This window comes from Streptomyces sp. NPDC003379, from assembly GCF_053589195.1.
Genome location: NZ_JBSFRK010000009.1, coordinates 50711 through 77709, shown reverse-complemented (window position 1 = coordinate 77709; position 26999 = coordinate 50711). Strand labels below are relative to the sequence as shown.

General features: G+C 70.7%; 23 protein-coding genes and 1 tRNA gene. 6 read left to right on the top strand and 18 right to left on the bottom strand.

Features of this window, described 5'->3' with window-relative positions; translation table 11 throughout:
• Window position 1: 1 nt before the first annotated feature.
• Both ACWDVB_RS10850 and ACWDVB_RS10845 read right to left on the bottom strand, forming a co-directional pair.
• Window positions 2-75: transfer RNA gene (locus ACWDVB_RS10850), tRNA-Met, on the bottom strand.
• 51 nt (window positions 76-126) lie between these two features.
• Window positions 127-3162 carry a UPF0182 family protein gene (locus ACWDVB_RS10845; protein ID WP_451512907.1) on the bottom strand — a complete coding sequence of 1012 codons (3036 nt, stop codon included), beginning with the start codon at window positions 3160-3162 and terminating at the stop codon, window positions 127-129.
• Window positions 3163-3310: 148 nt separating this feature from the next.
• Between ACWDVB_RS10845 and ACWDVB_RS10840 the strand changes: the two genes are divergently transcribed.
• Window positions 3311-3850: a PPA1309 family protein gene (locus ACWDVB_RS10840; protein WP_451512687.1), complete on the top strand. Its 540-nt coding sequence runs from the start codon at window positions 3311-3313 to the stop codon at window positions 3848-3850.
• A 77-nt stretch (window positions 3851-3927) separates the two neighbouring features.
• On the opposite strand, the gene ACWDVB_RS10835 is transcribed toward ACWDVB_RS10840, so the two are convergent.
• The 4 genes from ACWDVB_RS10835 to ACWDVB_RS10820 form a co-directional block, all read right to left on the bottom strand.
• Window positions 3928-5016: a YlbL family protein gene (locus ACWDVB_RS10835; protein WP_451512686.1), complete on the bottom strand. Its 1089-nt coding sequence runs from the start codon at window positions 5014-5016 to the stop codon at window positions 3928-3930.
• Window positions 5017-5076: 60 nt separating this feature from the next.
• A complete protein-coding gene (locus ACWDVB_RS10830) occupies window positions 5077-5247 on the bottom strand; it encodes a hypothetical protein (RefSeq protein ID WP_451512685.1) in 171 nt (56 codons plus the stop codon).
• 137 nt (window positions 5248-5384) lie between these two features.
• Window positions 5385-5849, bottom strand: a complete 465-nt coding sequence (locus ACWDVB_RS10825) for a molybdenum cofactor biosynthesis protein MoaE (protein WP_451512684.1) — start codon at window positions 5847-5849, stop codon at window positions 5385-5387.
• 102 nt (window positions 5850-5951) lie between these two features.
• Entirely contained in the window at window positions 5952-7064 is a 1113-nt protein-coding gene (locus tag ACWDVB_RS10820) for an SDR family oxidoreductase (protein ID WP_451512683.1), read from the bottom strand.
• Between the two features lie 191 nt (window positions 7065-7255).
• Here ACWDVB_RS10820 and ACWDVB_RS10815 point away from each other — a divergent pair, with 191 nt between their 5' ends.
• Window positions 7256-8719, top strand: coding sequence for a zinc-dependent metalloprotease (locus ACWDVB_RS10815; RefSeq protein WP_451512682.1), 1464 nt, complete (start codon window positions 7256-7258; stop codon window positions 8717-8719).
• Window positions 8716-9240, top strand: a complete 525-nt coding sequence (locus ACWDVB_RS10810) for an NUDIX hydrolase (RefSeq protein ID WP_451512681.1) — start codon at window positions 8716-8718, stop codon at window positions 9238-9240. The genes ACWDVB_RS10815 and ACWDVB_RS10810 overlap by 4 nt, the downstream gene beginning before the upstream one ends.
• 99 nt (window positions 9241-9339) lie before the next feature.
• Here the strand turns inward: ACWDVB_RS10810 and ACWDVB_RS10805 are convergent, their stop codons facing one another.
• The 4 genes from ACWDVB_RS10805 to ACWDVB_RS10790 form a co-directional block, all read right to left on the bottom strand.
• The gene (locus tag ACWDVB_RS10805) at window positions 9340-10095 is read right to left on the bottom strand and encodes an AIM24 family protein (protein WP_451512680.1); all 756 of its coding nucleotides are present in this window, start codon (window positions 10093-10095) and stop codon (window positions 9340-9342) included.
• A gap of 17 nt (window positions 10096-10112) precedes the next feature.
• Window positions 10113-10793: an AIM24 family protein gene (locus ACWDVB_RS10800; RefSeq protein WP_451512679.1), complete on the bottom strand. Its 681-nt coding sequence runs from the start codon at window positions 10791-10793 to the stop codon at window positions 10113-10115.
• An 11-nt stretch (window positions 10794-10804) separates the two neighbouring features.
• Window positions 10805-12499, bottom strand: a complete 1695-nt coding sequence (locus ACWDVB_RS10795; protein ID WP_451512678.1) for a TerD family protein — start codon at window positions 12497-12499, stop codon at window positions 10805-10807.
• 117 nt (window positions 12500-12616) lie between these two features.
• Complete coding sequence (locus ACWDVB_RS10790) at window positions 12617-13240, bottom strand: M48 metallopeptidase family protein (protein ID WP_451512677.1); 624 nt, start codon at window positions 13238-13240, stop codon at window positions 12617-12619.
• Between the two features lie 236 nt (window positions 13241-13476).
• On the opposite strand from ACWDVB_RS10790, the gene ACWDVB_RS10785 reads away from it, so the two are divergent.
• On the top strand, window positions 13477-14610 hold the full coding sequence (locus ACWDVB_RS10785; RefSeq protein ID WP_451512676.1) for a ThiF family adenylyltransferase: 1134 nt from the start codon (window positions 13477-13479) through the stop codon (window positions 14608-14610).
• A 41-nt stretch (window positions 14611-14651) separates the two neighbouring features.
• Window positions 14652-16034 (top strand): ABC1 kinase family protein, encoded by a 1383-nt coding sequence (locus ACWDVB_RS10780; RefSeq protein WP_451512675.1) that lies wholly within the window; start codon window positions 14652-14654, stop codon window positions 16032-16034.
• Window positions 16035-16115: 81 nt separating this feature from the next.
• Here the strand turns inward: ACWDVB_RS10780 and ACWDVB_RS10775 are convergent, their stop codons facing one another.
• The 4 genes from ACWDVB_RS10775 to ACWDVB_RS10760 form a co-directional block, all read right to left on the bottom strand.
• A complete protein-coding gene (locus ACWDVB_RS10775) occupies window positions 16116-16439 on the bottom strand; it encodes a hypothetical protein (RefSeq protein WP_451512674.1) in 324 nt (107 codons plus the stop codon).
• Entirely contained in the window at window positions 16436-16804 is a 369-nt protein-coding gene (locus tag ACWDVB_RS10770) for a WhiB family transcriptional regulator (protein WP_451512673.1), read from the bottom strand. Before ACWDVB_RS10770 ends, ACWDVB_RS10775 begins: the two co-directional genes overlap by 4 nt.
• Before the next feature lie 170 nt (window positions 16805-16974).
• Window positions 16975-17313: a hypothetical protein gene (locus tag ACWDVB_RS10765; RefSeq protein WP_451512672.1), complete on the bottom strand. Its 339-nt coding sequence runs from the start codon at window positions 17311-17313 to the stop codon at window positions 16975-16977.
• Between the two features lie 164 nt (window positions 17314-17477).
• Window positions 17478-19769 (bottom strand): ATP-dependent DNA helicase UvrD2, encoded by a 2292-nt coding sequence (locus ACWDVB_RS10760; RefSeq protein ID WP_451512906.1) that lies wholly within the window; start codon window positions 19767-19769, stop codon window positions 17478-17480.
• 84 nt (window positions 19770-19853) lie between these two features.
• On the opposite strand from ACWDVB_RS10760, the gene ACWDVB_RS10755 reads away from it, so the two are divergent.
• Window positions 19854-20096 (top strand): mycoredoxin, encoded by a 243-nt coding sequence (locus ACWDVB_RS10755; protein WP_451512671.1) that lies wholly within the window; start codon window positions 19854-19856, stop codon window positions 20094-20096.
• Between the two features lie 19 nt (window positions 20097-20115).
• On the opposite strand, the gene nudC is transcribed toward ACWDVB_RS10755, so the two are convergent.
• From nudC to ACWDVB_RS10735, 4 genes are all read right to left on the bottom strand, one after another.
• Entirely contained in the window at window positions 20116-21063 is a 948-nt protein-coding gene (gene nudC / locus ACWDVB_RS10750) for an NAD(+) diphosphatase (RefSeq protein ID WP_451512670.1), read from the bottom strand.
• A gap of 78 nt (window positions 21064-21141) precedes the next feature.
• Window positions 21142-22545, bottom strand: coding sequence for a dipeptidase (locus ACWDVB_RS10745; protein WP_451512669.1), 1404 nt, complete (start codon window positions 22543-22545; stop codon window positions 21142-21144).
• 10 nt (window positions 22546-22555) lie between these two features.
• Window positions 22556-26158, bottom strand: a complete 3603-nt coding sequence (locus tag ACWDVB_RS10740) for a UvrD-helicase domain-containing protein (protein WP_451512668.1) — start codon at window positions 26156-26158, stop codon at window positions 22556-22558.
• A gap of 104 nt (window positions 26159-26262) precedes the next feature.
• The gene (locus ACWDVB_RS10735; RefSeq protein WP_451512667.1) at window positions 26263-26961 is read right to left on the bottom strand and encodes a hypothetical protein; all 699 of its coding nucleotides are present in this window, start codon (window positions 26959-26961) and stop codon (window positions 26263-26265) included.
• Window positions 26962-26999 lie beyond the last annotated feature (38 nt).

Genomic DNA, 26999 nt, shown 5'->3' with positions numbered 1-26999 from the left:
GTAGCGGGGACAGGATTTGAACCTGCGACCTCTGGGTTATGAGCCCAGCGAGCTACCGAGCTGCTCCACCCCGCGCCGTTGTGTTCAAACCGTACCACGGCGCGAGGTGGCTCCTTGACCAGCTGCTCAGCCGCCGCTGCCCGCTGCCTGATCGCCACTCTTGTCGGCGCCGTCATCAGCGTTCTTGTCGGCGTTCTTGTCCGCGTCCTTGTCGGCGTTCTTGTCGGTGCCGCTGTCCGCGTCCTTGTCGGTGCTCTTGTCCGCGCCCTTGTCGGCGTTCTTGTCGGCGTTCTTGTCCGCTGCCTTGGCCGACGCCTCCTCGGCGCGCTCCAGCGCCTCCTGGAGGCGGTCCTGCGCCTCGCCGTACTTCTTCCAGTCGCCTTCCTTCATGGCCCTCTCGCCGTCCTCGAACGCCTTCTGGGCGTCGTCGAGCGCGGCCTGGACCGTCGGGTCGTTCGACTTGGGCGGCTTGGTCGGCTCGTCCCCGTCCTGGTCCGGATCGTCGGCCGGCGGCTTGGTGCCCGCGCCGGCGCCGAAGACCTGGTTGAGGCCCTCGCTCAGGGTGTCCGCGAAGACCGTCTCCGTGCCGTACGACACGGCCACCTTCTTCAGCAGCGGATACGCCGACTTGCGGCCCTGTACATAGACGGGTTCGACGTAGAGGAAGCCGTCGTCCAGCGGCACGGTCAGCAGATTGCCGTACAGGACGTCGGAGTCGGCGCCCTTCATGTCGCGGACGAAGGTGCCGACCTCCTTCATGGAGTTCAGCTTGTTCTGCACCTGTTCAGGGCCGTCGACGTCGCCCGTCACTCTGAGCAGGCTCATCTTGCCGTAGTTCTTGCTTCTGGCATCGGCGTCGACCGTCATGAAGGCCCGTAGGTTGGGCCGCTCACTCGGGGTGAACGTCGTCGTCAGCGCGAACTGCTGCTGATCCTGGCCCGGCGCCTTCATGGACAGGTAGTACGGCGGGACCGCACTGTCGTCCTTCTTCGTCGGGTCGTTCGGCACCTGCCAGGCGTCACTCGCGTTGTAGAACTGGCCCGGGTCCGTGACGTGGTAGAGCGTCAGGAGTTCGCGCTGCACCTTGAACATGTCCTGCGGGTAGCGCAGGTGGTCCGTCAGCGCCGGCGGAATCTCGCTCTTGTCCTTGACGGTGCCCGGGAACGCCTTCTTCCAGGTCTTCAGGACCGGGTCCTTCTCGTCCCACGTGTAGAGCTTGACGTCTCCGGTGTACGCGTCGACGGTCGCCTTCACCGAGTTACGGATGTAGTTGACCTGGTTCTGCTGCGCGATCACCGTGCGCTGGCTGTCCGCCTCCGACAAGGAGTCGGCCGTGGTGTCACCGAGCGTGGTGCGCGAGGCGTACGGATAGCCGTTCGTGGTCGTGTAGGCGTCGACCACCCACTGGATGCGGCCGTCGACCACCGTCGGATAGACGTCACCGTCGATGGTCAGCCAGGGGGCCACCGCCTCGACGCGCTCCTTGGGGGTGCGGTTGTAGAGAATCCGCGAGCCCTCGCCGATCGCGCCCGAGTACAGGATCTGCGGCTCTCCGAAGGACACCGCGTACGCGGCGCGGTTGATCGGGTTGGAGAGGTTGACCCCGCTGTTGCCCTTGTAGCTGTAGGTCTTCTGGCCGCCGCCGTCCTCTTCGTAGTCGAGCTCCTTCTGGGGCCCGCCCACGATCGAGTACTGCGACGTCTTCTCGCCGTAGTAGATCCGCTGCTCGTACTCCTTCATGTCACCCGTGGTGGGCAGACCGGACTCGGTGAACGCCGGGGCGCCCTTGGAGCCCTTCTCGGTCTCCGTGCCCTTGGCGGCGACGACGCCGTAGCCGTGGGTGTACGCGAAGTGGTCGTTGATCCAGTTCCGCTTGTCGAGCTTGTTCACGTTGAGCTCGCGCAGGCCGACGATGGTGTCCTGGCCGTTGTAGCGGTCCACGTCCAGCGTCTTCGGGAACTGGTAGTAGCTGCGCTCCTGCTCCAGCTGCTGGAACGTGGGCGAGACGATGTTCGGGTCGTTCAGCCGGTAGTTGGCCGCCGTGTCCGCGTCCTCACGCTTCTTCTGGCGGTCCTCGTCGACCTTGCCCGCGCCCCTGTAGTCCTTCGGCTTCACACCGCTGATGCCGTACGCGTGCCGGGTGGCCTCGATGTTCTTCTCGATGTACGGCGCTTCCTTGGCCTGCTCGTTCGGCTGGACCTGGAACTTCTGGACGATCGCGGGGTAGAGCCCGCCGATGAGGATCGCCGAGAGCACCATCAGGCCGAAGCCGATGACGGGCAGCTGCCAGGTGCGCCGCCACAGCGTCGCGAAGAAGAGCACGGCACAGATGACGGCGATGCAGAACAGGATCGTCTTCGCCGGCAGGTACGCGTTCGCGTCGACGTACCTCAAACCCGTCCAGTTGCCCGTCGCCTTGAAGTCACTGGACTTCACCGCGAGGCCGTACCGGTCGAGCCAGTACGCGATGGCCTTGAGCGAGACGAAGACGCCGAGCAGCACCGACAGGTGGCCGGTCGCCGCCGCGGTCGCGCGCGCGCCCGGGCTGGTGATCCGCAGCCCGCCGTACAGGTAGTGCGTCAGGGCGGCGGCCACCAGCGAGAGCACCGCGGCCGCGAAGCCGAAGCCCAGCAGGAAGCGGTACCAGGGCAGGTCGAACGCGAAGAACGCCACGTCCATGTGGAACTGCGGGTCCTTCTGGCCGAAGGGCACGCCGTTGACCCACAGGAGCCACGTGCGCCACTGCCCCGCCGCGGACGCGCCCGCGATCAGGCCCACCAGGGCGGTGATCCCGATCAGCAGCCACTTCTTGTACGGGGCGATGCCCATGCGGTAGCGGTCGAGGCTCTGCTGCTCCATCGACATGGCGCTCAGCGGCGGGCGCAGCCGGTGCGCCAGCCAGATGTTCACCCCGACCGCGGCCGCCATGAGGAGGCCGAAGACGAAGAACAGACCGATCTTGGTCCACAGGGTCGTCGTGAAGACCGATGAGTAGTTGACCGAGCGGTACCACAGCCAGTCCGTCCAGAACCCGGAGAACATGACGAAGGCCATGGCCAGCACGGCCAACACGCCCAACGTCATAAGCAGGGTCCGGACGCGACGGGAGGGTCGGCCCACTCTGATCCGTGGCCCCGTCGGGCCTCCGCCGCGGTCCGGCATCTGGAAAGCCAAGGTGCGCACCTCGAAGTTCGCTGTTGATTCGGTGTTGGTCCGTCAGGCCCCCGAGATCGCGGACCCACACCTATGCAACTTACTCACGCTTTACTCGGTTCCCGATTCTCGGGACTAACGAGGCAGGATTGTGACCATGTCCAACACTCCCATGGCAGCGAGCCCCCTCACCCGGGCCGTGCTCGAAATCGACGAGTACGTATCCGGCCTCGGCTGGGACCGTCCCGCCCGCCTCTTCGCACTCGTCGACACGGCGCGGCTGCGCACTCAAGAACCCGGCCTGGCCTCTCAGCTCGGCCTCGACGACGGCGTGGAGCACGCCGGTTTCACCCCCATCGAGCAGGAGGAGATCCCCGCCGACAAGCCGCTGGACGAGTTCCTCGGCACCATCGCCTGGCCGGACGCGGTGATCGGCTGCGCCCTCACGGTGGAGCGCCTGATGCTGCCGCCGTCCGCCGAGACGTCCGTCCCCGAGGGCCTCAGCGAGGCCCAGCTGGCGAAGTGGGTGGAGAAGCACCCCGACCGCCAGGAGGTCCGCATGACCGTCGCGGTGCTCCGTGACGGCGCCCGCGAGTCGGCGCTGCGGCTGCGCGAGAAGGACTCGCCGACCGAGGTCCTCACCGGCTCCGACCTGGTGCCGGGCCTGGCGGACGCGCTGGCGGCGACGTTCGCGTAGCCCCCGCTGTCGCTCGTACGCGGGTGGGGGCGCCGGGGGTGTCCCCGTCCGCGTACGGCTGTCCTCCGGACGAGCCGCTACTTCGCGGTGCAGCTCGGCAGGGCGTCGGTGTCGCCCTCGCGGATCTTCTTCAGCGACTTCACGGCGTCGTCGATGGTGTCCACCTTGACCAGGGTGAGGCCGTCGGGGACGTCGCTCGCGGCCGCCGCGCAGTTGGCCTTCGGCGTCAGGAAGTACTCGGCGCCCTTCTCGCGCGCGCCGACGGTCTTCATCTCGATGCCGCCGATCGGGCCGACCTTGCCCTTCTCGTCGATGGTGCCGGTGCCGGCCACGAACTCGCCACCGGTGAGGTCGTCGGGGGTCAGCTTGTCGACGATGCCGAGCGCGAACATCAGCCCGGCGCTGGGGCCGCCCACGTCGGCCAGCTTGATGTCGATCGTGAACGGGAAGGTGTGGTCGGTTCCCGCCTGGATGCCGACGATGGCGCGGTCGCTGTCCTCCGCCTTCTCCGTCGTGATCTTGATCTCCTCGGTCCTGGTCGCCTCCTTGCCCGCCTTCTCGGCGGTGGCCGCCTCCTTGACCGGGACCACGGTGAACGTGACGCTCTCGCCGGGCTTGTGCTCGGTGACGAGCTTGGCGACGTCCGTCATCTCCTTGACGGGCGTGCCGTCGACCTCCTTGATGACGTCACCCGCGTGCAGCTTGCCCTCGGCAGGGTCGCCCTTGATGACGGTGGAGACGATGACCTGGGACTTCACTGGAAGGTCCAGCTCCCTGAGGGCCGCGACCTTGGCGCTCTCCTGGGACTGGCTGAACTCCTCGGCGTTCTCCTGGGAGGACTGCTGTTCGGTTTTGCCGTCCGGGTAGAGCGTGTCGTGCGGCACCACGATGTTGTCGTGGGACAGCCAGCTGTAGACGGCCTCCGCGAGGTTCATGTTGTAGTCCGCGCTGGTGACCCTGACCGTCGTCATGTTGAGGTTGCCGGTCGTGGGGTACGTCTTGTGCCCGGAGATCTGCAGCACCGGCTCGCCGTCGTGGTCGCCGAGAGTGTTCACCGTGGGGCCCGGGGACATCTCCGAGTAGGGCACTTTGATGAGCACTCCGGCGCAGAGCAGCGCGATCAGCATCAGGGTGGAGGCGAGCATCGTCGCAGTGCGGCGTGGCATGGAACGACAGTACGGGACGGGCCTGTCAGCGCACCTGTGGGGCCGGTCCGTACGAGGGCGTCACATACGGGAGCGGGACTTCTCCATCGCCTCGCGGAAGGCGGCGTAGCCGTTGAGTTCCAGGGCGTCGCCGGTCCGGCCCGATCTGCGGTTGCGGGCGGCCCAGCCGCCCCACAGGCCCGCCCCGACGGCCGCCAGAAGCGGAATCAGCAACCAGGCAAGTGATGCCATGTCGACCTCCCGACCCCATGTGCGACCGCAACTGACTGGTCAGCAGATTAACCATCCGCATGGTCAACGCTCACGGCAGGGGTCGGGTTCCGCAACCGGAGCCGCATGGGTCAATCGGGCCCGAGCCGCCCCTCGCCTCAACAGGCGCCGACCCACTCCTCCTTGCCGTCGGAGAACCGCTGGTGCTTCCAGATCGGCACCTCGTGCTTGAGGTCGTCGATGAGCTTGCGGCAGGCGTCGAAGGCCTCGGCGCGGTGCGGGCAGGAGACGGCCACGACCACCGCGAGGTCGCCGACCGCGAGGTCACCGACGCGGTGCACGGCGGCCAGGGCGCGCACCGGATACTCGGCGGCGACCCTCTCGGCCACCCGCCGCATCTCGGCCTCGGCGGTGGGATGCGTCGAATAGCCCAGCTCGTCGACGTCCGCGCCGCCGTCGTGGTTGCGCACCGTCCCCACGAAGAGCGCCGTGCCGCCCGCCGAGTCGTCGCCGACGGCCCGGAAGACCTCGTCCAGGGAGAGCGGGGTGTCGCGGATCGCGAGGAGGCGGATCGGGTCCTGAGCGGCCTGCTCGCCGGGATGGTCCATCGTGGTGCGTGCCATACGGCCATGGTGCCGCACGGCACGGACATCACGGAATAGACCTTTCGCCCGGCACGCGCGCGTGGCGCCTTGGAGTTCCCTACAGAGCGACGGCCGCGAGGCTCAGATCCGCCGCCGCGCCTTCCGCGCCCTGCGCACCACGGCCGCCGCGCCGAGCAGCGCGACCGTCGCCCCCGCGGCCCCCGCCGCCGTCGCGTCCTTGCGGCCCAGGCGCCGTCCGGCCACGGTCCGCCGCCCGGAGACCTCTTCGAGCAGCTCCGCGAGCACCTCTTCGTTGGTCCACCGCGGCCGCCACCCGGCGTCGTGCAGCCGGCTGACGCTGACCACCCAGGGATACATCGTGTACGCGAGGTCGCCGGCCGGGGACGGGGTGAGGCCGATGCGGTGCAGGCGGGCTGCGGCGCCGAGCGCGACCGCCGACGGCAGCTCCATGCGGCGGATGCCGCTGAGCTCCTCGACCTCCTCCTGCTCCAGCCAGCCCTCGCAGCCGACGGCGAGCTCACCGTCGACCTTCTCCAGGACGGCGTACTCCAGGGCGCTGCACAGGTCCTCGACGTGACAGAACTGCCAGGCGGGCCGGGAGCCCGCCACGACCAGGAGGCGCGGCGACTCGAAGTAGCGGGTGAGGGCCGTGTCCGTGCCGCCCACGAGGGTCGCGGGCCGTACGACGGTGACGTTGAGGCCCGGGTGCGCGCGGGGTGCCCTGCGGGCGAGCCGCTCGACCTCCAGGAGGTCGCCGACGCCGGTGGCCTCGGCGGTCGCGCGCAGTTCGGCGTCTTCGGAGAGGGGCAGTTCGTTCTCGGGCAGGGCTCCGTAGACCATCGCCGAGGTGCACAGGACCACGCGGTGCACGCCCGCGGCGGCCGCGGCGGTCAGGACGGTCTGGGTGCCGCGTACGTTGTACGCGGTGCGGGCGGCGCCGTCGGTCTCCAGGTCGAGATCGAGCGCCAGGTGCACCACGACGTCCGCGCCACGCAGCTTCTCGGCGATCGCCGGGTCCCGCACGTCCAGAATGTGCCACTGGACCTGCGAGCAGTCGCCCCGGCGCTCGTCGATGGCGATGACCTGCTTGATCTCCTCCGAAGCGGCAAGGCGCTCGGTCAGCAGCGCGCCCACGCCGGAGGCGGCGCCGGTGACGGCGACTACGGGCCCACGGGCGGGCGCCGGGGTTGACGGGTTTCGCGCTGCGCGAACCTGTGGATCTGGGGAACTCACCGGGCGTCTCCAGCGGTTGTCTTCAGTACGTACGCGAATGACGCGTACGTACCAGGTGGCATCCATCCTGCCGCAGGCCATCTGTCGGCGAAGCACCGAGGCCCGATCCCGTCATGGTGTCTACGCTGGGTGGTGTTGTAGGGCAGCCGCCGCCGGAACGATACCGGCGGCCTGACGAGCCGAGGAATCCCGTGAGTGACACCCCATTCGGATTCGGCCTTCCGCCGGAGGAGCCGGAAGACGGCGACGAGGGCAAGAAGAAGGAATCCCCTGGAGAGGGACAGCGCGGGGGACAGGGCGCCGGTGGCCCCGCGAACCCGTTCGGTTTCGGGGGCTTCCCCGGAGCAGGCGGCCCCGGCGGCGGTGACAACCCGTTCGCCGCGATGTTCGGTTCGATGAACCCGAACGACCTGGGTGCCGCGTTCCAGCAGCTCGGCCAGATGCTCTCGTACGAGGGCGGCCCGGTGAACTGGGACATGGCCAAGGACATCGCCCGCCAGACCGTGTCCCAGGGCACGGCGGACGGCACCAAGGACGCCAGCGTCGGTCCCGCCGAGCGCTCCGCCGTCGAGGAGGCCGTGCGCCTGGCCGACCTGTGGCTGGACGACGCGACGTCGCTGCCGTCCGGGTCCGGCACGGCCGTGGCGTGGAGCCGCGCCGAGTGGGTCGAGGCGACCCTTCCGGTGTGGAAGGAGCTCGTCGACCCGGTCGCCGAGCGCGTGGGCCTCGCCATGGGCGACGTGCTCCCCGAGGAGATGCAGGCCATGGCGGGCCCGCTGATCGGCATGATGCGCTCCATGGGGGGCGCCATGTTCGGCCAGCAGATCGGGCAGGCCGTGGGCGTGCTCGCCGGCGAGGTCGTCGGCTCCACGGACATCGGCCTGCCGCTGGGCCCCTCCGGCAAGGCCGCGCTGCTCCCGGTGAACATCGAGACCTTCGGCAAGGACCTGGGCGTCGACAAGGACGAGGTGCGCCTCTATCTGGCGCTGCGCGAGGCCGCCCACCAGCGGCTCTTCGCCCATGTGCCGTGGCTGCGCTCGCATCTGTTCGGCGCCGTCGAGGGGTACGCCCGCGGGATCAAGGTCGACACGGCCAAGCTGGAGGACGTCGTCGGCCAGCTCGACCCGCAGAACCCCGAGCAGCTGCAGGAGGCCCTCCAGCAGGGCATGTTCCAGCCGGAGGACACCCCCGCCCAGAAGGCCGCCCTGGCCCGCCTGGAGACGGCTCTCGCGCTCGTCGAGGGCTGGGTGGACGCCGTGGTGCACGCCGCGGCCAAGCCCCGCCTGTCGTCCGCCGACGCCCTCCGGGAGACGCTGCGCCGCCGCCGCGCGTCGGGCGGCCCCGCGGAGCAGACGTTCGCCACGCTGATCGGCCTGGAGCTGCGCCCGCGCCGCCTGCGGGACGCCTCGCGCCTGTGGGCCTCCCTCACGGACGCGCGCGGTGTCGACGGCCGCGACGGCCTGTGGGAGCACCCGGACATGCTGCCGACGGCGTCCGACCTGGACGACCCGGACGGCTTCGTCCACCGCGAGCAGATGGACTTCTCCGAGCTGGACAAGATGCTCGGCGAGGCGGCGGGCGGCGGCTCCTCCACGAAGCCGGACCTCACGAAGGACGAGGGCGACGACCAGTCCCCGGAGGACGGCGGTAAGTGAGCCTCTACGACGACACGGTCCTCGTACTGAAGGGGTACGAGGACCAGGCCGAGCTGCGCCAGCTCTACTTGGACCACCTGTCCACACACGGTGAGGACGGCATGTGGAAGGCCTGCACCGCGGGCCATGTGACGGCGAGCGCCTTGGTCGTCGACCCCTCCCGCGGCCGGGTGCTGCTGACCCTGCACAAGAAGCTGCGGATGTGGCTCCAGATGGGCGGCCACTGCGAGCCGGGCGACGCGTCGCTGGCCGGAGCCGCGCTCCGTGAGGCCACCGAGGAGTCCGGCGTGCCGGGTCTGACGCTGCTTCCAGGCGGCCCCGTCCGCCTGGACCGGCACCCGATCCCGGGGCCGTGCACGTGGCATCTGGACGTGCAGTACGCCGCGCTCGCCCCCGAGGACGCCGTCGAGGCGATCAGCGACGAGTCACTGGACCTGCGCTGGTTCGCCTACGACGAGGTGCCGGACGTAGCCGACGAGTCGGTCGTACGCCTGATGGAGGCGGCGAGGGCGCGCCTGTAGAGCGCCCTTCGGGGCGCGCGCCCCGAAGGGGCGCGGGGAACGGCGCGACCAGCCACATCCGGCCCGCAGTTCCCCGCGTCCAGCAGCCCACCGGAGCGCTCAACTCCAGACGTTGCCCTGGTTCTGCCCCCGGGCACCTTGCTGGCCCACCCCGAGCTGCGCCTGGGCGCCCCGCCCGATCACCGCGTTCTGCGGCGGCAGCATCTCGCTGGGCTGGACGAGCGCGTAGCCCTGCCCCATGAAGCTGAGCTCCCAGCCCTCACCGGTGTTGCCCCGGCGCCGCCAGACGCCCGAGGAGTGGGTCTGGGCCTGCATCTGCACCCGCAGGCCGTTCGACCAGGCGACGATGGCGTCCGCGTCCGCGTTGACGTACCGGTCGGGTGTGACCTGCAGCATCAGCGGCTGGCCCGACGTCATCAGGGCGACCTTGCCGCGCCCGGAGATGTTGAGCTGGTACTTGCCGGAGCCGGAGATGCCGTACTGGCTGTCCACGGCGATGACCTGGTGGGTCAGCGACGAGTCCATCGCGAGGACGTAGCTGCTGTCCACGGTCAGGCCGTCCTGGTCCACATCCACTACGTGGATGTACTGGGCGAGGTTGGCGAGATGGACGGTGCCCTGGCCGTGGCAGCGCATCAGGTCCAGACCCTCACCGGTGTGCGCGCGGGCACGCTGGTTGCCCTGGCTCTGGTACTCGGCGTCGAACTCGATCAGCCCCTGGTAGGCGACCATGGCGCCCTTGCGGGCCAGGACGTCGTCGTGCCCGTCCAGGGCGACCCGCAGCAGCTGCGGGTTCTGGACGGAGTAGCGCTCCTGGGTCTGCTGCTCGGCGTGCGCGAAAAGTGAGCTCTGCATGGTGTTGTCGCTTCCCCTCAGCCCCGTGCTCGGAGACGGTCGGTGCTGTCCTCGCTGGGCTGTACGACGACGATGCCCTCTCCGGAGAAGCCCATCTGGTAGGCCTCGCCGCTGCCGCGCCCGATGAGGGAGCCGGCCTTGAAGCTGCGCTTGCCCTTCACCTTGAGGTTCGGCGACCAGGCGATGAGGGCGTCCGGATCCACGTACGTCTCGTCCTCGCCACGACCGCAGTCGACGACGACGGGAGTGCCCCGGGAGGTCAGCGCGACCCAGCCCTGGCCGGAGATCTTGATGTTCCACAGGCCCTGCCCGGCGAACTTGGCGAGGCCCTTGACCCGCTCGACGCCCCACTGGAGGGACGCGTCGAAGGCGAGCAGGTTGGTGCCGTTCACCGAGAGGGCATCGCCCGCCAGATTGATGACGACGACGTCCGCCCCGTAGTCGGCGAGGTAGAGCAGGCCGTCTCCGGAGCACTTCATCAAGGGCGCGCCCTCGCCGGTCATCCACTCGCGCGCGACCTGACGGACGGCGGGCGGATTCGGCTCGTACTGTACGAACCCTTCGTAGGCGACCATCGAGCCCACGCGTGCGAAGAGGTCGTTGCCGGTCTGCATGGCCACCTTGACCATGTGGTGGCCGTGGTTCTCCATGCGCGTGGCTACGGGTGCGGGAGCGAAGCCCGCGAGTTGCTGATTCATGACGGGCTCCCTCAGACCTCGTACGGCTGGACGACGATGAAATTGCCGGGCGCGCCGCGGAACTGGAGGTTCACGCTCTCCCCCGTGGAGCCCGCGTAGGCGTTGCTGCGCATCCGGACCTGGCTGGAAACGATCGCCTGTGCGGCGGCCGACCAGGCGACTACGGCATGACAGTCGGCGAACGTCGTCGGCGTGACGGGCAGCACGACGGGCACGCCGTGGGTCTTCACGATGACCGTGCCGGTGCCCTGGAACTGCATGACGAAGAGCGCGCCACCGGGGATGCCGTGGCCCTCGATCCTGCGCACCTCGTGCTGGAGGGACTCGTCAAAGGCGAGGACGTTCTCCGCGGAGACACAGATCGCGTCGCCCTGGAGCTCGATGGGGTGCAGGTGGGTGCCCTCCTCGGCGAGGAAGACCTGGCCGCGGCCGGAGCAGCGCATCAGCTGCATCTCCTGGCCGGTGGCGTTGCCCACGATGCGTCCCGCGAAGCCCGCGCCCTTGTAGCCGAACTCGACCTTGCCCTGGTAGAGCACCATGCTGCCCTGGCGGGCGAGGATCGGCTGGTCGGCGACGCCGAGGTCGACGCGGATCAGCTTCTCGTTCTGCTGCGTCCAGCGCTGGCCGGTGGGCGCTTCGCGGTACTTCTGGAGAGCCGCGGCGACACCGGCGCCCTGGGGAGCGGCGCCTTGCGGGGCTCCCTGCGGCGCCTGGGGCCGGCCGGGGAACTGCCCGCCCTGAGGCTGCTGGCCGTAGCCGGGCGGCATCGGGGCGGCGGGCTGCTGGCCGTAACCGGGAGGCAGCGGGGCCTGAGGCTGCTGGCCCGGCACCTGGCCGTACTGCGGCTGCTGCGGCTGCTGCGGCTGCTGCGGAGGCTGCTGGCCGGGCTGACCGTACGGCGTGGGGGCCGGCGGGGGCGGCATCGCGGCGCCCGGCGGCTGGTTCACCGGGGCCACGATGGTCTGCGCGGCGTGTACCGGCGGACCCGCGGGGGCGGGTACCGGCGGCGGGGTGGCGCCTTGCGGCGGCGCGAAGTGCTGCGCGGGGGCCGGGGCGGGTGCCGGGGTGGGAGCGGGAGCGGCGGCTGCGGGGGCGCCGAACGCGGGCGGCGCCGAGGCCTGGGCGGGCGGCGCGAAGGAGGGCGCGGCGGCCTGCGTCTTGGCGGGCGCGGGCTCCTCCTCGGCGACCTCGCCGCCGAAGTTCTTCAGGAGGGCGTCGAGCCCGCCGTCGAAGCCCTGGCCGATCGCGGCGAACCGCCAGACGTCCTTCAGGTAGAAGTCGCCCAGCATGACGGCGCGCTCCGTGGAGAACTCCGCGCCGTTGAAGGCGTAGCGGGCCACTTCCTCGCCGCCCGCGACGATACGGATGTATCCGGAGGCGACCTGCGACATCTGTCCGGCGCCGTCGATCGTCGCCGTGAACGACAGCCGCTGGATCTGCTGCGGGATGCGGTCGAGCGTGACGCGGAAGGACTCGGTGTCGCCCGCCTGGGCACCGAGGAGCTGGATGGACTCCTCGGGCGACTTCGGCTGGTTGAAGAAGATGAAGTAGCGGTCGTCCGAGAGCCGTTCGCTCGCGTCCAGGCCGAAGCAGCTGATGTCGAAGCTCAGTCCGGGGGCCGCGATCTGCACACCTACGTACAGATCGGTCCCCGCGGTGAGGTCACTGATCTTGGCCTTGTGGCCGCGTTGGAATTCCCTGGCCATACGTAACGACCGTCCCCCATCCCGAATGTGAATGCGTCGCGTCAGGCTAACCGCAAAGTCCGACGGCGAGCCAAGCCGGTACAGAGCCGCTACACAACCGTGGGACGGGGCGGACGTTCACTCCTCGCGGGCGGCGGGAAGATGGGGCAGCCGACCGGCCGCGACCACCCCTTCGAGGTAGCCCCTGGCCCGCTCCGTGCGCGGATAGGCCTCCAAGAGGCGCCAGAAACGAGGCCCGTGCCCGGGGACCAGGAGGTGGGCCAGCTCGTGGACGAGGACGTAGTCCACGACGTACTCCGGCATGCCCTGCAGTCGGTGCGAAAGGCGGATGCTGCCCTCCGACGGGGTGCAGGAGCCCCAGCGGGTGTTCTGGTTCGTGACCCAGCGAACGGAGGCGGGTCTGGCGCGGCCGTCGAAGTACTGCTCGGACAGCTGCTCGGCGCGCTCGGACAGCTCCGCGTCACCGAGTAGCCGTTTGCTCTCCTGCGCCGCCAGTTTGTCGAGCATCACATTGACCCAGCGCTGCTCCTCCGCCTCGGACATGCGGGCGGGGATGAGGACGACGGTGCGGTCGCCCTCGCGGTACGCCGAGACCGTTCTGCGCCGACGGGCACTGCGTCTGACCTCGACCGCGCTGGCCACCGCGCCGGACGACGGCGGACTGGTCGTGCTGCGCTGCGGAGTTCCGGCGCGACGCGCTGAGGTCTCCCCAGCGGCGCGAGAGGACGGGTCGGCGGGCACGCCCCGACGTTACCCGCTGGGTGCGGGGGAAGTCCCGCCTCCGGGACGGTTCGGCGTCGATCCGCTGCCCGGTCGTTCGACCAGTACGACGGTGCATCAGCACGGGCGGGCGGATTAGTACGACAAGTATCCCCTGCCTGTGGACAACGCGACGCGGGCATTCGGCGGGGCGGGCATTCTGGCATTCGATCGGCGCGGCGGACGGGACCGCGCCGGCCGGACGACGGGGGACGACCATGCATCCGACCGTGAAGCCCGCGCTGCGGCGCGGCTGGCGTGACCTGAGCACCGTGCAGTTCGGGGTGGCTCCCGCACACGCCTTGGTGCTCGGCCCGATGGACACCGCGACGAGCAGCTTCCTGACGCTGGTGGACGGTACTCGCGGGTTGCCGCTCCTGCGCGAGGAGGCCAAGCGGATGGGCCTGCCCGACGGGCATGTGGACCGGCTGATGGAGGAGTTGTCGCGGGCCGGCCTGCTCGACGACTCGACGGGCGGCGGCCCGGCAGCGGACGCGCTGCGCAAGCGGAGCGGGCCCATGGACCGGCTGCGGGCCGACCTGGCCTCGCTGTCGCTTCTCTCCTCCGAGCCGGGAGAAGCGATCGAGAGGCTGGCGGCGCGCCGGGTCATGCGCGTGCGCGTCCAGGGTGCGGGGCGGGTGGGGGCCGTCGTGGCCTCGGTCCTCGCGGGCGCGGGCGTGGGTCGGGTGGACGTCCTCGACGGTGGTCATGTGGAGCCTTGGGACGTCGCGCCGGGCGGCTTGCCGGCCGAGGCGATCGGGAACCGGCGGGACACGACCGCGCGCCGGCTCGTGCGGCAGTCGGCGCCCGACCGGCCGCCCCGGCAGCCCTCGGCACCGGCCGGAGAAGCAGGGCTGTCCCTGGTGATCATCGCCCCGCGGGACGGCCTTGACGCGTACGCCCCCGACCCGGTCGCCGCCCAGGGCCTCCTGGAAGCGGGCACACCCCATCTCTACGCCGGGGTGATCGAAGGGACGGGCGTGGTGGGCCCCTTGATCCTGCCCGGGTCGACCGCATGCGCGGGCTGTCTCTTCCGGCAGCGCGCGGACCGCGATCCCACCTGGGCCCGGATGCTGGCCCAGTGGCGCTCGGGGCGCGCTCGGCACGTGCCCGCGTGCGACCTGGCCCTGTCGACATCGGTCGCCGGGCTGGTCGCGGGGCATGCGCTCGCCTTTCTCGACGGGGTGTCGTCGTCCTGCGCGGGTGTCCGCTGGGAGGGGTCCGTCCCGGGATTCGACTGGCACGCGCGTCCGGTTTGGCCGCATCCCAGCTGCCCTTGCGGGGCTGGTGCGCGCGTTAAGGGGGATCGGCTCACCACGGACTTGAAGCAGCACGCAACAATGGCCGGGTAACCGCCTGAGAAGGCGTGGCTGTCTGGGACTTGGAGGGGCGCATGTCTGATCTTCCCCGGAAGGCGGTCACCCGAACCGCCAAACTGGCCGCGCTGCCGCTCGGCTTCGCGGGACGCGCGACCTGGGGGCTCGGCAAGCGGATCGGGGGCAAGTCGGCGGAGATCGTCGGCCGTGAGCTGCAACAGCGCACGGCGGAGCAGCTGTTCAAGGTCCTTGGCGAGCTCAAGGGCGGCGCGATGAAGTTCGGGCAGGCCATGTCCGTCTTCGAGTCGGCGCTGCCGGAGGAGGTCGCGGGGCCCTATCGCGCGGCGCTGACGAAGCTGCAGGAAGCGGCGCCGCCGATGCCGACGAGCACCGTGCACTCCGTGCTCGCGGAGCGGCTCGGCGAGGACTGGCGCGACCATTTCCTGGAGTTCGAGGACAAGCCCGCGGCCGCGGCGTCGATCGGCCAGGTGCACCGGGCGGTCTGGGAGGACGGGCGCGAGGTCGCGGTCAAGGTGCAGTACCCGGGAGCGGGCGAGGCGCTGCTGTCCGACCTCACCCAACTCAGCCGGTTCGCCCGCCTCCTGGGGCCGCTGATTCCCGGGATGGACATCAAGCCGCTCATCACGGAGCTGCGCGACCGGGTGTCGGAGGAGCTCGACTACGGCCTGGAGGCGCAGGCACAGGACGCGCACGCCCGCGAGTTCGCCGACGACCCCGACGTGGTGGTGCCCGCGGTGGTGCACCAGAGCGACCAGGTCCTGGTCACGGAGTGGATCGACGGGACACCCCTGTCGGAGGTGATCGCGGACGGCACCCAGGAGCAGCGCGACCGGGCGGGCCAGCTTCTGGCCCGTTTCCTCTTCTCTGGTCCGGCGCGCACGGGGCTGCTGCACGCCGACCCGCACCCCGGCAACTTCCGCCTGCTGCCCGACGAGAAGGACGGCTGGCGGCTCGGTGTCCTGGACTTCGGCACGGTGGACCGGCTGCCGGGCGGGCTCCCCCCGACCATCGGCGCATCCCTGCGGATGACGCTGGACGGCGAGGCCGACGCGGTCTACGACATGTTGTGCGAGGAGGGCTTCGTCAAGGAGTCCGTCGATCTCGAACCGGACGCGGTGCTCGACTACCTCCTGCCGATCATCGAGCCGATGCTGGTGGAGGAGTTCACCTTCACCCGGGGCTGGATGCGCGGCCAGGCGGCTCGTGTGGCCGATCCTCGCTCCCCCGCCTACCAGCTGGGCAAGCGGCTGAACCTTCCGCCGTCGTATCTCCTGATACACCGTGTGACGCTGAGCACGATCGGGGTGCTGTGCCAGCTGGGCGCGACGGTCAGGATGCGGACCGAGCTGGAGGAGTGGCTGCCCGGCTTCGTGGCGGAGACTGAGGCTGAGACGGACGAGGTGGAAGCGGAGGAGGGTGACGCGGTAGTGGAGGCGTGAGCGGACACACCGCGGGGGCCGGTCCGTTCGGACCGGCCCCCCGTCATATCTCTGTCGTCGTGCCGAGCCGCGTTCGCGGCTTTACTGCATGACCGCCATGGCGAGCGCGCGCCGGGCACGCAGCGAGGCGCGCTCAGCGCGGCGCTGCATACGGCGGGCCGCCATCAGGCGCGCGGCCGGGCGTTGAGCCTCGGCCTCACGCAGTCGTTCGCGCATATGCGCGCGAGCCATGGCTTCTGGGATGAGTTGCATCTCTCGGGTCCTGTTCTGGCGCGAGGCGTGCGCGCCGGTGGTGGTGAAGTCTCGGGTAGCGGAGCCTGCGGGCTCGCTGGTGGCTGCCTTCATCGGGGCCTGTTTCTTGGGGTCGTGCGTCAGGGGGCGGTCGATGGTTCCGGCGGTCCTCATGCGACGACCGGGTTCTTGCGCGGGCGGCCACGGGGCCGCTTGCGGGCGACGACAACACCCTGGACGAACAGCTCGCCGCCCCAGACACCCCACGGCTCACGCCGCTCCTTGGCGCCGGCGAGGCAGGCCTCCATCAGCGGGCAGGTGCGGCAGAGCGACTTGGCGTACTCGACGTCGGCCGGGGACTCCGCGAAGAAGACCTCGGGGTCGTAGGCACGGCAGGGGACGGGTACGCCGAGGTTCTCGATGGCGTCGTCGAGCGCGGTGAGCGCGGTCAGGGGGGTCAAGGTCGGGTCCTCCGTGGGTGTGGGCGGGGAGATCGTCTGTGAAGGCGGTACGGACGGGGCGTGCGCTTCGAGTTGCACGGTGGTGTTTTCCTCGTCTGGTCGTGCCGGCCTGGGTCGGCCGGTTGGCGGCTGGTACCGGGTCTTGCTCTTGGCCCCTTCGTCCTGTCTCCCTGTTTTGGGGAAAACAGAAGGGCCGCGGATCCCGGGTGGGGTTCCGCGGCCCTGGAAGGCGCCTGTCTGATCGAGGATCAGACTGGATCACTCCAGGGTTCGAGCCCACGGAAGGCCCACATCGTGTGGTGCTGCGTCGTCTGCTTCCGGAATCCGGCACCGGCCGCCGCAGAGGCATAGGCCTGCGCCTGCGCCTCCGCTACTGCTGCTTCCGGTGCCTTGGTCGGTCGCTCATTGCCCTCATTGGCCTCGCGAATGGAGAGACCGGCGAGAGGCAGGGCGGACAGCGGACGCATGGCGGGGGTGCCGCCGGACAGACCGGTGCCCTGGTGCGAGAAGCCGAGCAGGCAGGAAGCGACGACCGAGCGATCGGTCATTTTGACGGTGCTGATGAAGCTCTCGTTGATGCTGATCACTGGAATTCGCCTCCTCTCGGCGTCTGGGGGATCGACCGGAACCGATCCTGCGGACTGACAAGTACAGCACAGGACCAGGGCTTCGGAGAAGCCGCTGTTCCTGTGCTTAAGAACCTATGGGTCTTCCTTGCGCATGCGCAAACTATTTTTTCGACGAGTTTGAATCATTCGTCATCGGCGCCCCTTACAAGCTCCTGACCAGCGCAAATGGCAAGGACCTCGGTGCCGAAGCGGTGAAACTTGCGGACGCCGACCCCGGGAATCCGCGCCAGCTCGCCCTCGTCGTCCGGCACGGCCTCCGCGATGGCGATCAAGGTCTTGTCCGTGAAGACGCAGTACGCGGGCTGTCCCAACTGCCTCGCCTGGTCGGATCGCCACTCCCGCAACCGCTCGTAGAGACCCTCGTCCATGTCGGACGGGCAGTCCTCGCACCGCATCAGCTTCATCTCGCCCGCTTCGGTGAGGGTCCGGCCACAGACCCGGCAGCGGGCCGGGGCACGGTTCTTGCGCTGGCGGCGGCCGACCGCCGTGCCGGTGGCCTCACCGGCGGTGCCGCGCTCGACGCCGCCGGGGCCGCCACCCGCGGCGCGGCCCGCGGTGCCCGCGCCGGATCCCGGGCGCAGGCCGTCGAGGAACCGGCTGGGGCGGCGGTTCGGACGGCCGCCCGGCGAGCGGGACAGGGCCCAGGAGAGCGAGAGGTGGACGCGGGCCCGGGTCACTCCCACATAGAGGAGACGGCGCTCCTCCTCGATCTGCTCGTCGGTCTTGGCGTAGGTGATCGGCATCATGCCCTCGGCGAGGCCGACGAGGAACACGGCGTCCCACTCCAGGCCCTTGGCCGCGTGGAGCGAGGCGAGCGTGACGCCCTCGACGGTGGGCGCGTGCTGGGCGTTCGCCCGCTCGTCGAGCTCGGCCACGAGGTCGGCGAGGGTCGCCTCGGGCTTGGCGCGCGCGAAGTCCTCGGCGAGGCGCACCAGCGCGGCCAGGGACTCCCAGCGGTCACGGACCGCGCCCGAGCCGGCCGGGGGCTGGTTCGTCCAGCCCTTGGTCGACAGCACGGCCCGCACCTGGGAGGGCAGGTCGATCACGTCGTCCAGGAGTGCGTCGTTGCCCCCGAAGCGGGCGGCGCCGCGCAGGGCCGCGCCGGCTTCGCGGACCTCGGTGCGCTCGAAGAACCGCTCGGCGCCGCGCAGCTGGTAGGGCACGCCCGCGTCGGCGAGGGCCTGTTCGTAGATCTCCGACTGGGAGTTCGTGCGGAAGAGGACCGCGATCTCGCTGGCGGGGACGCCGTCGGCGAGGAGGGCCCGGATGCGGCGGGCGGCGCCTTCGGCCTCGGTCGGCTCGTCCACGTACTCGGTGTAGATCGGTTCCGCTCCGGACTCGCGCTGGGAGATCAGCTCCAGGCGGTGGTCGGCGGCGCGGCCGCGGGCCTGGGAGAGCAGCCCGTTGGCGAGGTGGACCACCTGGGGGGTGGAGCGGTAGTCGCGGACCAGCTTGACGACCGTCGCTCCCGGGTGGCGGGCGCGGAAGTTCAGCAGGTGGTCCGGCGTCGCGCCGGTGAAGGAGTAGATGGTCTGGCTGGCGTCGCCGACGACGCAGAGGCTGTCGCGGTCACCGAGCCAGAGCTCCAGGAGGCGCTGCTGGAGGGGGCTCACGTCCTGGTACTCGTCGACCACGAAGTGCTGGTACTGGGTGCGGACCTGCTCGGCGATGTCGTGCCGGTCCTGGAGGATGCCGACGGCGAGGAGCAGGACGTCCTCGAAGTCGATGACGGCGCGGTCGCGCTTGAGGTCCTCGTACGCCGCGTACAGCTGGGCCGTCTCGGCGGGGTCTCGGGGGACGTCACGGCCGGATTTGGCGGCGGCCGCCGCGTAGTCCGCCGGGACAGTCTGGGTGACCTTGGACCATTCGATCTCGCTGGTCAGGTCGCGCAGTTCGTTGCGGTCCAGGCGGATGCGGCAGGCGGCGGCCGCGTCCGCGACGAGCTTGATCTTGCGGTCCACGATCCTGGGCAGGGATCCACCGACTGCTTTCGGCCAGAAGAACTGGAGCTGGCGCAGGGCCGCGGAGTGGAAGGTGCGGGCCTGGACGCCGGAGGCGCCGAGCTGGCGGAGGCGGCCGCGCATCTCGCCCGCGGCGCGGTTGGTGAACGTGACGGCCAGCACGCTGGCGGGCTGGAGGATTCCGGCGCGCACCCCATAGGCGATCCGGTGGGTGATCGCCCGTGTCTTGCCCGTGCCGGCGCCCGCGAGGACGCACACCGGCCCGTGCAGGGCGGTGGCCACCTCGCGCTGCTCGGGGTCCAGCCCGGCGAGCACCGCGTCGGCCGAGTCCGGGACCTGCGGGAAGAGGGGGGAGTGCGTTGCTGATGTCACCCCTTCATGCTGCCAGGTCGCCGGGGGCGGGTGAGTCGGTTGTCCACAGGCAGGGGTCTGCGGTCGTACTAATACGGGAATGGTGGCCGGGTCACGTACGTTCGTCTCATTGCGACGATGACGTCCCCGATGACGTACGCACAGCGACGAAGGAGCACAAGAGACATGCCGGGCACTGTGACGATGTACAGCACCACGTGGTGCGGCTACTGCCGACGCCTCAAGGGCCAGATGGACCGCGAGGGCATCGCGTACACCGAGATCAACATCGAGCAGGACCCCGACTCGGCGGCCTTCGTCGAGAAGGCGAACGGCGGAAACCAGACGGTTCCCACCGTTCTCTTCCCGGACGGCTCGACGCTCACGAACCCCTCGCTGGCCCAGGTCAAGCAGAAGCTGGCCGTCTGAGGGACGGAGCCGGAAGGGCTCAGCCCACGGTCCCCGGCTTCGGCAGGGGCTTGCCGTACCAGAGCTCGATCAGCCGGGCCGCAATCGAGATGCCGAAGGGAGGCAGGACCTCCCCGGACTCGAATGCGGCCCGCAGGTCTTCCCGGGAGAACCAGCGGGCCTCGTGGATCTCCTCACCGTCGACGTTGATCTCCGAAGAGGTCGCGTCGGCCATGAAGCCCAGCATCAGGCTGGAGGGGAACGGCCACGGCTGGCTCGCGACGTACTCGACGTCGCCGACCGTGACACCCGCCTCCTCGAAGACCTCGCGCCGCACCGACTGCTCGATGGACTCTCCCGGCTCGACGAAGCCCGCGAGGGTCGAGAAGCGCCCTTCGGGCCAGTGCACCTGGCGGCCGAGGAGGATGCGGTCCTCGCTGTCCCTGACCGCCATGATCACGGCGGGGTCCGTGCGCGGGTAGTGCTCGGCGCCGCACGCCTGGCAGCGGCGGATGTGGCCCGCGGCGGCGATGACGGTGCGCTCGCCGCAGCGCGAGCAGAAGCGGTGCAGGCGCTGCCAGTTCTCCAGGGCCACGGCGTGCACCATCAGGCCCGCGTCGCGGGGTGAGAGCAGCAGCCCCGCCTCGCGCAGTCCGGCGGGGCGCGCCGACTGGTCCATGCGGCCCGGCAGGGTGTCCTTCTGGAGCGCGAAGTAGCTGACGCCGTCGTCGTCCGTGCCCAGGAAGTAGCGGTGCTCCTCGGTGAGCGGCGCCTCGAAGGACGGGGTCGTCACCAGCTCGGTGCGGCCCTCGGGGGTCTCGTCGATGAGCACCTGACCGCCGGACACGACGAAGACCCGCGTCGTCGGGTGGCTCCAGGCTGCGGCGAGCCACGCCTCGTCCATGCGGTGGTGGGCCGCGCGGTCGATGCCGCTCGGCGCGGTCAGCGAGACGGGGCGGTCTGCGGTGCGGTCGGTCCAGGTGGTCACAGGTGCTTCCAACTCCCCCGATGGAATGGGTGGCTCAGCAGGGCGTGCGGCAGGACGTGCTCGGCGTTCCGGGGACTGTCAGTGTGCATCGCGCCAGTTCTCCGCGAGGTCGCCCCACAGGTAGGCGGTCGTCTCCACACCCTTGAGGAGCAGATCGATCTCGACCTTCTCGTTCGGCGCGTGCCAGCCGTCGGACGGGACGGAGATGCCGAGGAAGAGCACGGGTGCGGCGAGGACGTCCTGGAGGTCGGCCGCCGGTCCTGAGCCGCCCTCGCGCGTGAAGCGGATCGGCTGCTCGAAGGCGCGGCCCATCGCGCGGACCACGGACTGCAGGGCCGGGTGGTCCAGCGGGGTCAGACACGGGCGGGTGCCGGGGCTGAAGGTGACGGTGTGGCGGATTCCGGCGGGGATGCGATCGGCGGCCCAGGCTCGCACGGCGTTCTCCACGTGCTCCAGGTCCTGGCCGGCGACCAGCCGGAACGAGAGCTTCACCAGGGCGGACGACGGAACGACCGTCTTGCTGCCCGCTCCCTGATAGCCGCCGCCGATGCCGTTGACCTCGGCGGTGGGGCGGGCCCAGACGCGCTCCAGGGTGGTGTACCCCGCCTCTCCGTGAGTGGCGTGCGACTTGGCCGTACGCAGCCAGCGCTCCTCGTCGAAGGGCAGCTCGGCGAAGAGTTCGCGCTCCCGGTCGGTGAGTTCCGTGATGCCTTCGTAGAAGCCGGGGATCGCCACGCGCGCGTGCTCGTCGTGGAGGGCGGCGACCAGGCGGGCGACCTCGGTGGCGGGGTTCGGGACCGCGCCGCCGAAGGAGCCGGAGTGGATGTCCTGGTCGGGGCCGTGCAGCACGATCTCGCACTCCGCGAGGCCGCGCATGCCGGTGCAGACGGTCGGGGTGTCCTGCGACCACATGCCGGTGTCGGAGACGATCACCGCGTCGGCGGCGATGCGGTCCTTGTGGGCCTCGATGAGCTCGCGGAAGTGCGGGGAGCCGGACTCCTCCTCGCCCTCGATGAGCAGCTTCAGGTTCACCGCCGGGGCGGTGCGGCCCGTGGCGGCGAGGTGGGCGCGGACCCCGAGGGTGTGGAAGAAAACCTGGCCCTTGTCGTCGGCCGCCCCGCGCGCGTGGAGGCGGTTCCCCTGGACGACGGGCTCGAAGGGGTCGGTGTTCCAGCCGTCCTCGCGGGCCGCGGGCTGGACGTCGTGGTGGCCGTAGACGAGGACGGTGGGGGCCTGCGGGTCGCCCGAGGGCCACTCGGCGAAGACGGCGGGCGCTCCCGGGGTCTGCCAGACCTCCGCGGTCGGGAAGCCGGTCTCCTTGAGCTGGGCGGCGAGCCACTCGGCGCTGCGGCGCACGTCCCCGGCGTGGTCGGGCTGCGCCGACACGGACGGGATGCGCAGCCACTCCGCGAGGTCCTTCAGGAAGGCGGCACGGTGGTCCTCGATGTACGTACGGACGGCGCTGTCCGGTGTCTCGCTCATGGTCACGAGCCTATCCGCCATCCGAGGTGGCCTCGTGCGGCGGTTCTCCGAGCAGGAGGCGTTCGAGATCGGCGCGGCCCGGGAGGTCCCTGGGGCGGGCGGTCTCCCCGCTGCGCACATACAGGAAGGCGGCCTTCACCGCCTCTGGAGGGACGCCTTGCTGTTCGGCCCAGGCGAGACGGTAGACGGCGAGCTGGAGGGGGTCGGCGCTGTGGGTGCGGCTGGTCTTCCAGTCGACGATCTCGTACGTCGTGTCGTCTCCGTCACCTTCCTTGTAGACGGCGTCGATGCGCCCCCGGATCACACGGTTGGCGATGACGAACTGGAAGGGCACCTCGACACGGTGGGGCGTGCGGCGGGCGTACTCCGTGCGCTCGAAGGCTTCCTTGAGGGCTTCCAGGTCGCGCTCGTCGGCGATCTCCGCCTCGTCCGGGCCGCCGCCGGGCAGGTCCTCGGGGGCGAGCATCGGCAGCGTGAGCTCTTCGAAGCGGGACTCGACCCAGGCGTGGAAGCGGGTGCCGCGGCGGGCTGCCGGCTGCGGTGGGCGGGGCATGGGCCGGGCGAGGTCCATGGCGAAGCCGTCGGGGTCGGCGGCCAGGCGCATCAGCTCGGACGCGGTGAGCGACGGCGGCACGGGGATGTCCCTGACGGCCTCGCGGGCATGCAGGAGCTCCCCGGTGAGGGCGTCCAGGTCACGGTCCCAGGAGGCGAGGGTGCGGAGCTCCTCGGGGGTGAGGCGAGTGTCCGCGACGCGGTGGCGCTCGGCGGGGTGCGGGCGCGCTTCGGAGGGCTGTGCGGGGAGCGGCACGCGTGCGTGGCCGGACGTGGCGGTCCCGGGCTGGGGGCCGCTTTCCGCCTCGGGGGCGTCCGCGGGGTGCGGGATCGTCGGGCGCTCCGTCGCCAGGGAGTCCCAGTCCGCCGGGTCGGCGTCGGGGAAGTCGGCGTCTCCGTAAGGAGCGCCCTCGTAGGCAGCCTCTTCGTAGGGGACGTCTTCGTCCTCGGGAGGGGGCGGCCACTCCGGGTCGTCCGCCGGGGGAACATCGTCGTACGCCGAAGGGTGGGCCTGTTCGTGGGAGCGGGCCGGCTCCTGTGCGCCCTCACCCGTGAGGCGCTCCAGGTGGTCGAGGACGGTCCTGGCGGCGGCGCGGCGGCGGGCCAGGGAGTCGTCGTCCAGCGGGAGCGGCCACGCCTGGTCGGCGGTCACCTCGCCCAGGGCGGGGTTCTCCTCGTCCTCGGCCGGTTCGTCCGCCCAGACCTCTGTCTCGCCGTGGCCCGCCGCGCAGTGGTCGTGCAGGGCCCACAGGAAGCCCGAGGGGCCGCGCGGCTTCTTCTGGGAAGGGCCCCACCAGTGGCCCGAGCCCAGGAGCAGGGAGCGGGGGCGGGTGAACGTGACGTACCCGAGGCGGAGTTCCTCGGTGCGCTGGTGGTCCTTCATGGCTTCGTGGAAGGCCTTCATGCCCTTGGCGTCCCACGCGTCGATGTCGGGCAGGGTGGCCGCGTCGCCGCGCAGTTCGTGCGGGACGACCTTGGCCTGGGCGGTCCACTTCTCGCGGCCCTGTGCGCTCGGGAAGACTCCGTTGACCAGGCCGGGGACGGCGACGACGTCCCACTCCAGGCCCTTGGACTTGTGGGCGGTGAGCACCTTGACGGTGTTCTCGCCGCCCGGCAGGGCGTTGTCGAGGCCCTTCTCGTACTGCGCGGCGGTGCGCAGGAAGCCGAGGAAGGCGAGCAGCGTCGCGCCGTTGTCGTTCGCGGCGAAGGACGCGGCGACGTCCAGGAAGTTCGAGAGGGTCTCGCGGCGGCGGGCCGCCAGGGCGCCCGGCGACGCGGAGAGCTCCACCTCCAGGCCGGTCACGGCGAGCACGCGGTGCAGTACGTCCATCAGCGGGTCGGACAGCGACCGGCGCAGCTCGCGCAGCTCGGCGGCGAGCCGGGCGAAACGCACCCTGGCGTCCGCCGAGAAGGGCAGTCCGTCGTCCCTTCCGGAGGCGTCGCCCGGGTCGAGGGGCGACTCCAGGAAGGTGTCCAGGGCGTCCGCGAGCGATATCACCTCGGCAGGGTCGACCCCCTCGACGGCCTCGGCGAGGCGCCGGTCGGGGTCGTCGGGGGCGGTGTGCCCGGGGCGTACGAGAAGGCGGGCGCAGCGGCCCAGGAGGGCGAGGTCGCGGGCGCCGATCCGCCAGCGCGGTCCCGTGAGCAGCCGCACCAGGGAGGCGTTCGCCCCCGGGTCCTGGAGGACCTCGCAGACGGCGACGAGGTCGGCGACCTCCGGGAGGTGGAGCAGCCCGGAGAGGCCGACGACCTCCACCGGGATGTCGCGGGCGACGAGCGCGGCCTGGATCTCCGCGAAGTCGGTCGCCGTGCGGCACAGGACGGCGATCTCACCGGGGGCCTTGCCGGTGCGGACGAGGTGGGCGATCGAGTCGGCGAGCCAGTCGATCTCCTCGGCGTGCGTGCGCAGCAGGGCGCAGCGCACCAGTCCGTCGCGCTCGGCGCCGGGCGCGGGCCGCAGTGCCTCCACGCCCGCGTGCATCGCGCGCAGGGGCTCCGCGAGGCCGTTGGCCAGCTCCAGGAGGCGGCCGCCGCTGCGGCGGTTCTCGCTGAGCGCGTGGCGCGTGGCGGGGCGCCCGTCGGCGTACGAGAAGTGCTCGGGGAAGTCGTCGAGGTTGGCCACCGAGGCGCCGCGCCAGCCGTAGATTGCCTGGCAGGGGTCGCCGACCGCGGTCACCGGGTGGCCCGTGCCGCCACCGAACAGGCCGGACAGGAGGATGCGCTGGGCCACCGACGTGTCCTGGTACTCGTCGAGGAGTACGACGCGGAACTCGTCCCGCAGGATCTCGCCGACCTCCGCGCGGGTGCGGGCGAGCGTCGCGGAGAGGGCGATCTGGTCGCCGAAGTCGAGGAGGTCGCGTGAGCGCTTGGCCGCGCGGTACCCGCCGACGAGCTCGGCCAGCTCCAGGCGGGCCGCCGCCGTCTCCGGGATCTTGCGCAGATCGGCGTTGGAGAGCTTCGCGCCGTCCAGGGCGCGCAGCAGTTCGGTGTCGTACGCGCGGAGTCTCTCGGGGTGTACGAGATGCTCCGCGAGCTCGCTGTCGAGGGCGAGGAGGTCGCTGACGAGGTCGGGGAAGGACCGGGTCAGCGCGGGATAGGGCCCGGGGGCCTCGCGCAGCACGCGTGCGGCGAGCTGGAAACGGGTGGCATCGGCGAGGAGGCGGGAGGCCGGCTCCAGGCCGATGCGCAGGCCGTGGTCGGTCAGGAGGCGGCCCGCGAAGGCGTGGTACGTGGAGATGACCGGCTCGCCCGGCGGATTGTCCGGGTCCACGGCCTCCGGGTCGGTGACCCCGGCCTTGATCAGCGCCTGGCGCACGCGCTCGGCGAGCTCGCCCGCGGCCTTGTTCGTGAACGTCAGTCCGAGGACCTGTTCGGGGGCGACCTGGCCGGTGCCGACCAGCCAGACCACGCGCGCCGCCATCACCGTCGTCTTGCCGGAGCCGGCTCCGGCCACGATCACCTGCGGGGCGGGCGGCGCGGTGATGCACGCCGTCTGCTCCGGGGTGAACGGGATCCCCAGGAGCTCCTTGAGCTGCTCGGGGTCGGTGATACGAGGTGGCACGTCAGAGAGGCTAGCGGTGGCCACTGACAACCGGGGCGGGCCCGGATGCGAGCGGCCACCGCGCGCTCATGGGGTGCGTGGGATCAGGATCCGTCAGGAAGGTGTCAGGAACCGGACGAGAGCTTGTCCGGGTCCACGACCTCACTGGCCGGCGGGGCCTTGACGTCGACGGCCTTGCCGTAGTCGCTGAAGGTCACCGTGCCCGGGCCGTCGCCGCCCTTGTTCACGACCTTCAGGAAGTAGGGCTTGCCCTCCATGGCCACGTAGAAGGTGGTGGTCTCGGAGCCCTTCTTGCGGGTGAGGACGGCGGCCTTCTTGCCCGCGACCTCGGAGTCGTCCCCTCGCTTCAGCTTCTTGAGGTTGTCGGACTTGAACATGTCGTCCGGGTTGCAGGGGCTCGCGCCCTTGTTGTTCGGTGTCTTCACCCAACGGCCCTTGAGGAGCTCGGCCGTGGCGCCACCGCCCTGGCCCTCCCAGAACTTGTCGTCGGCCTTGACGTACGAGAACTTCCCGGAGGCGAGGAAGTCGGCGGTGCCCTTCTTCGACGAGCCCATCGTGCCCTTGCAGTCCCCGGACTCGGCGACGGCGAACTCGATGTCGCTCACCTCGCCGCCCTGCTTCACCTGGCCCTTCATCGAGAAGGAGCCCGCGTCCTTGGAAGCCTTGGAAGCCTTGTCGGCGATCTTGTCGGCGCTCATGCCCTCAAAGGGGTCCTTGTCGCCCTCGCTGCCGCAGCCCGCCACACCGATGACGGCGGCGGCGCAGGCCGCGGCCACTGCCAGGAGCTTCCTATTGGCTGCCATATGCGCGTATCTCCTCGAAAAGGGTGCACCGCCAGCCG

Excerpts from the sequence above, each read along its gene's own strand:
- ACWDVB_RS10845 (WP_451512907.1), bottom strand. The coding sequence starts at position 3,162 with ATGCCGGACCGCGGCGGAGGCCCGACGGGGCCACGGATCAGAGTGGGC.
- ACWDVB_RS10840 (WP_451512687.1), top strand. The coding sequence starts at position 3,311 with ATGTCCAACACTCCCATGGCAGCGAGCCCCCTCACCCGGGCCGTGCTC.
- ACWDVB_RS10835 (WP_451512686.1), bottom strand. The coding sequence starts at position 5,016 with ATGCCACGCCGCACTGCGACGATGCTCGCCTCCACCCTGATGCTGATC.
- ACWDVB_RS10830 (WP_451512685.1), bottom strand. The coding sequence starts at position 5,247 with ATGGCATCACTTGCCTGGTTGCTGATTCCGCTTCTGGCGGCCGTCGGG.
- ACWDVB_RS10825 (WP_451512684.1), bottom strand. The coding sequence starts at position 5,849 with ATGGCACGCACCACGATGGACCATCCCGGCGAGCAGGCCGCTCAGGAC.
- ACWDVB_RS10805 (WP_451512680.1), bottom strand. The coding sequence starts at position 10,095 with ATGCAGAGCTCACTTTTCGCGCACGCCGAGCAGCAGACCCAGGAGCGC.
- ACWDVB_RS10800 (WP_451512679.1), bottom strand. The coding sequence starts at position 10,793 with ATGAATCAGCAACTCGCGGGCTTCGCTCCCGCACCCGTAGCCACGCGC.
- ACWDVB_RS10795 (WP_451512678.1), bottom strand. The coding sequence starts at position 12,499 with ATGGCCAGGGAATTCCAACGCGGCCACAAGGCCAAGATCAGTGACCTC.
- ACWDVB_RS10785 (WP_451512676.1), top strand. The coding sequence starts at position 13,477 with ATGCATCCGACCGTGAAGCCCGCGCTGCGGCGCGGCTGGCGTGACCTG.
- ACWDVB_RS10780 (WP_451512675.1), top strand. The coding sequence starts at position 14,652 with ATGTCTGATCTTCCCCGGAAGGCGGTCACCCGAACCGCCAAACTGGCC.
- ACWDVB_RS10775 (WP_451512674.1), bottom strand. The coding sequence starts at position 16,439 with ATGAGGACCGCCGGAACCATCGACCGCCCCCTGACGCACGACCCCAAG.
- ACWDVB_RS10755 (WP_451512671.1), top strand. The coding sequence starts at position 19,854 with ATGCCGGGCACTGTGACGATGTACAGCACCACGTGGTGCGGCTACTGC.
- ACWDVB_RS10745 (WP_451512669.1), bottom strand. The coding sequence starts at position 22,545 with ATGAGCGAGACACCGGACAGCGCCGTCCGTACGTACATCGAGGACCAC.
- ACWDVB_RS10735 (WP_451512667.1), bottom strand. The coding sequence starts at position 26,961 with ATGGCAGCCAATAGGAAGCTCCTGGCAGTGGCCGCGGCCTGCGCCGCC.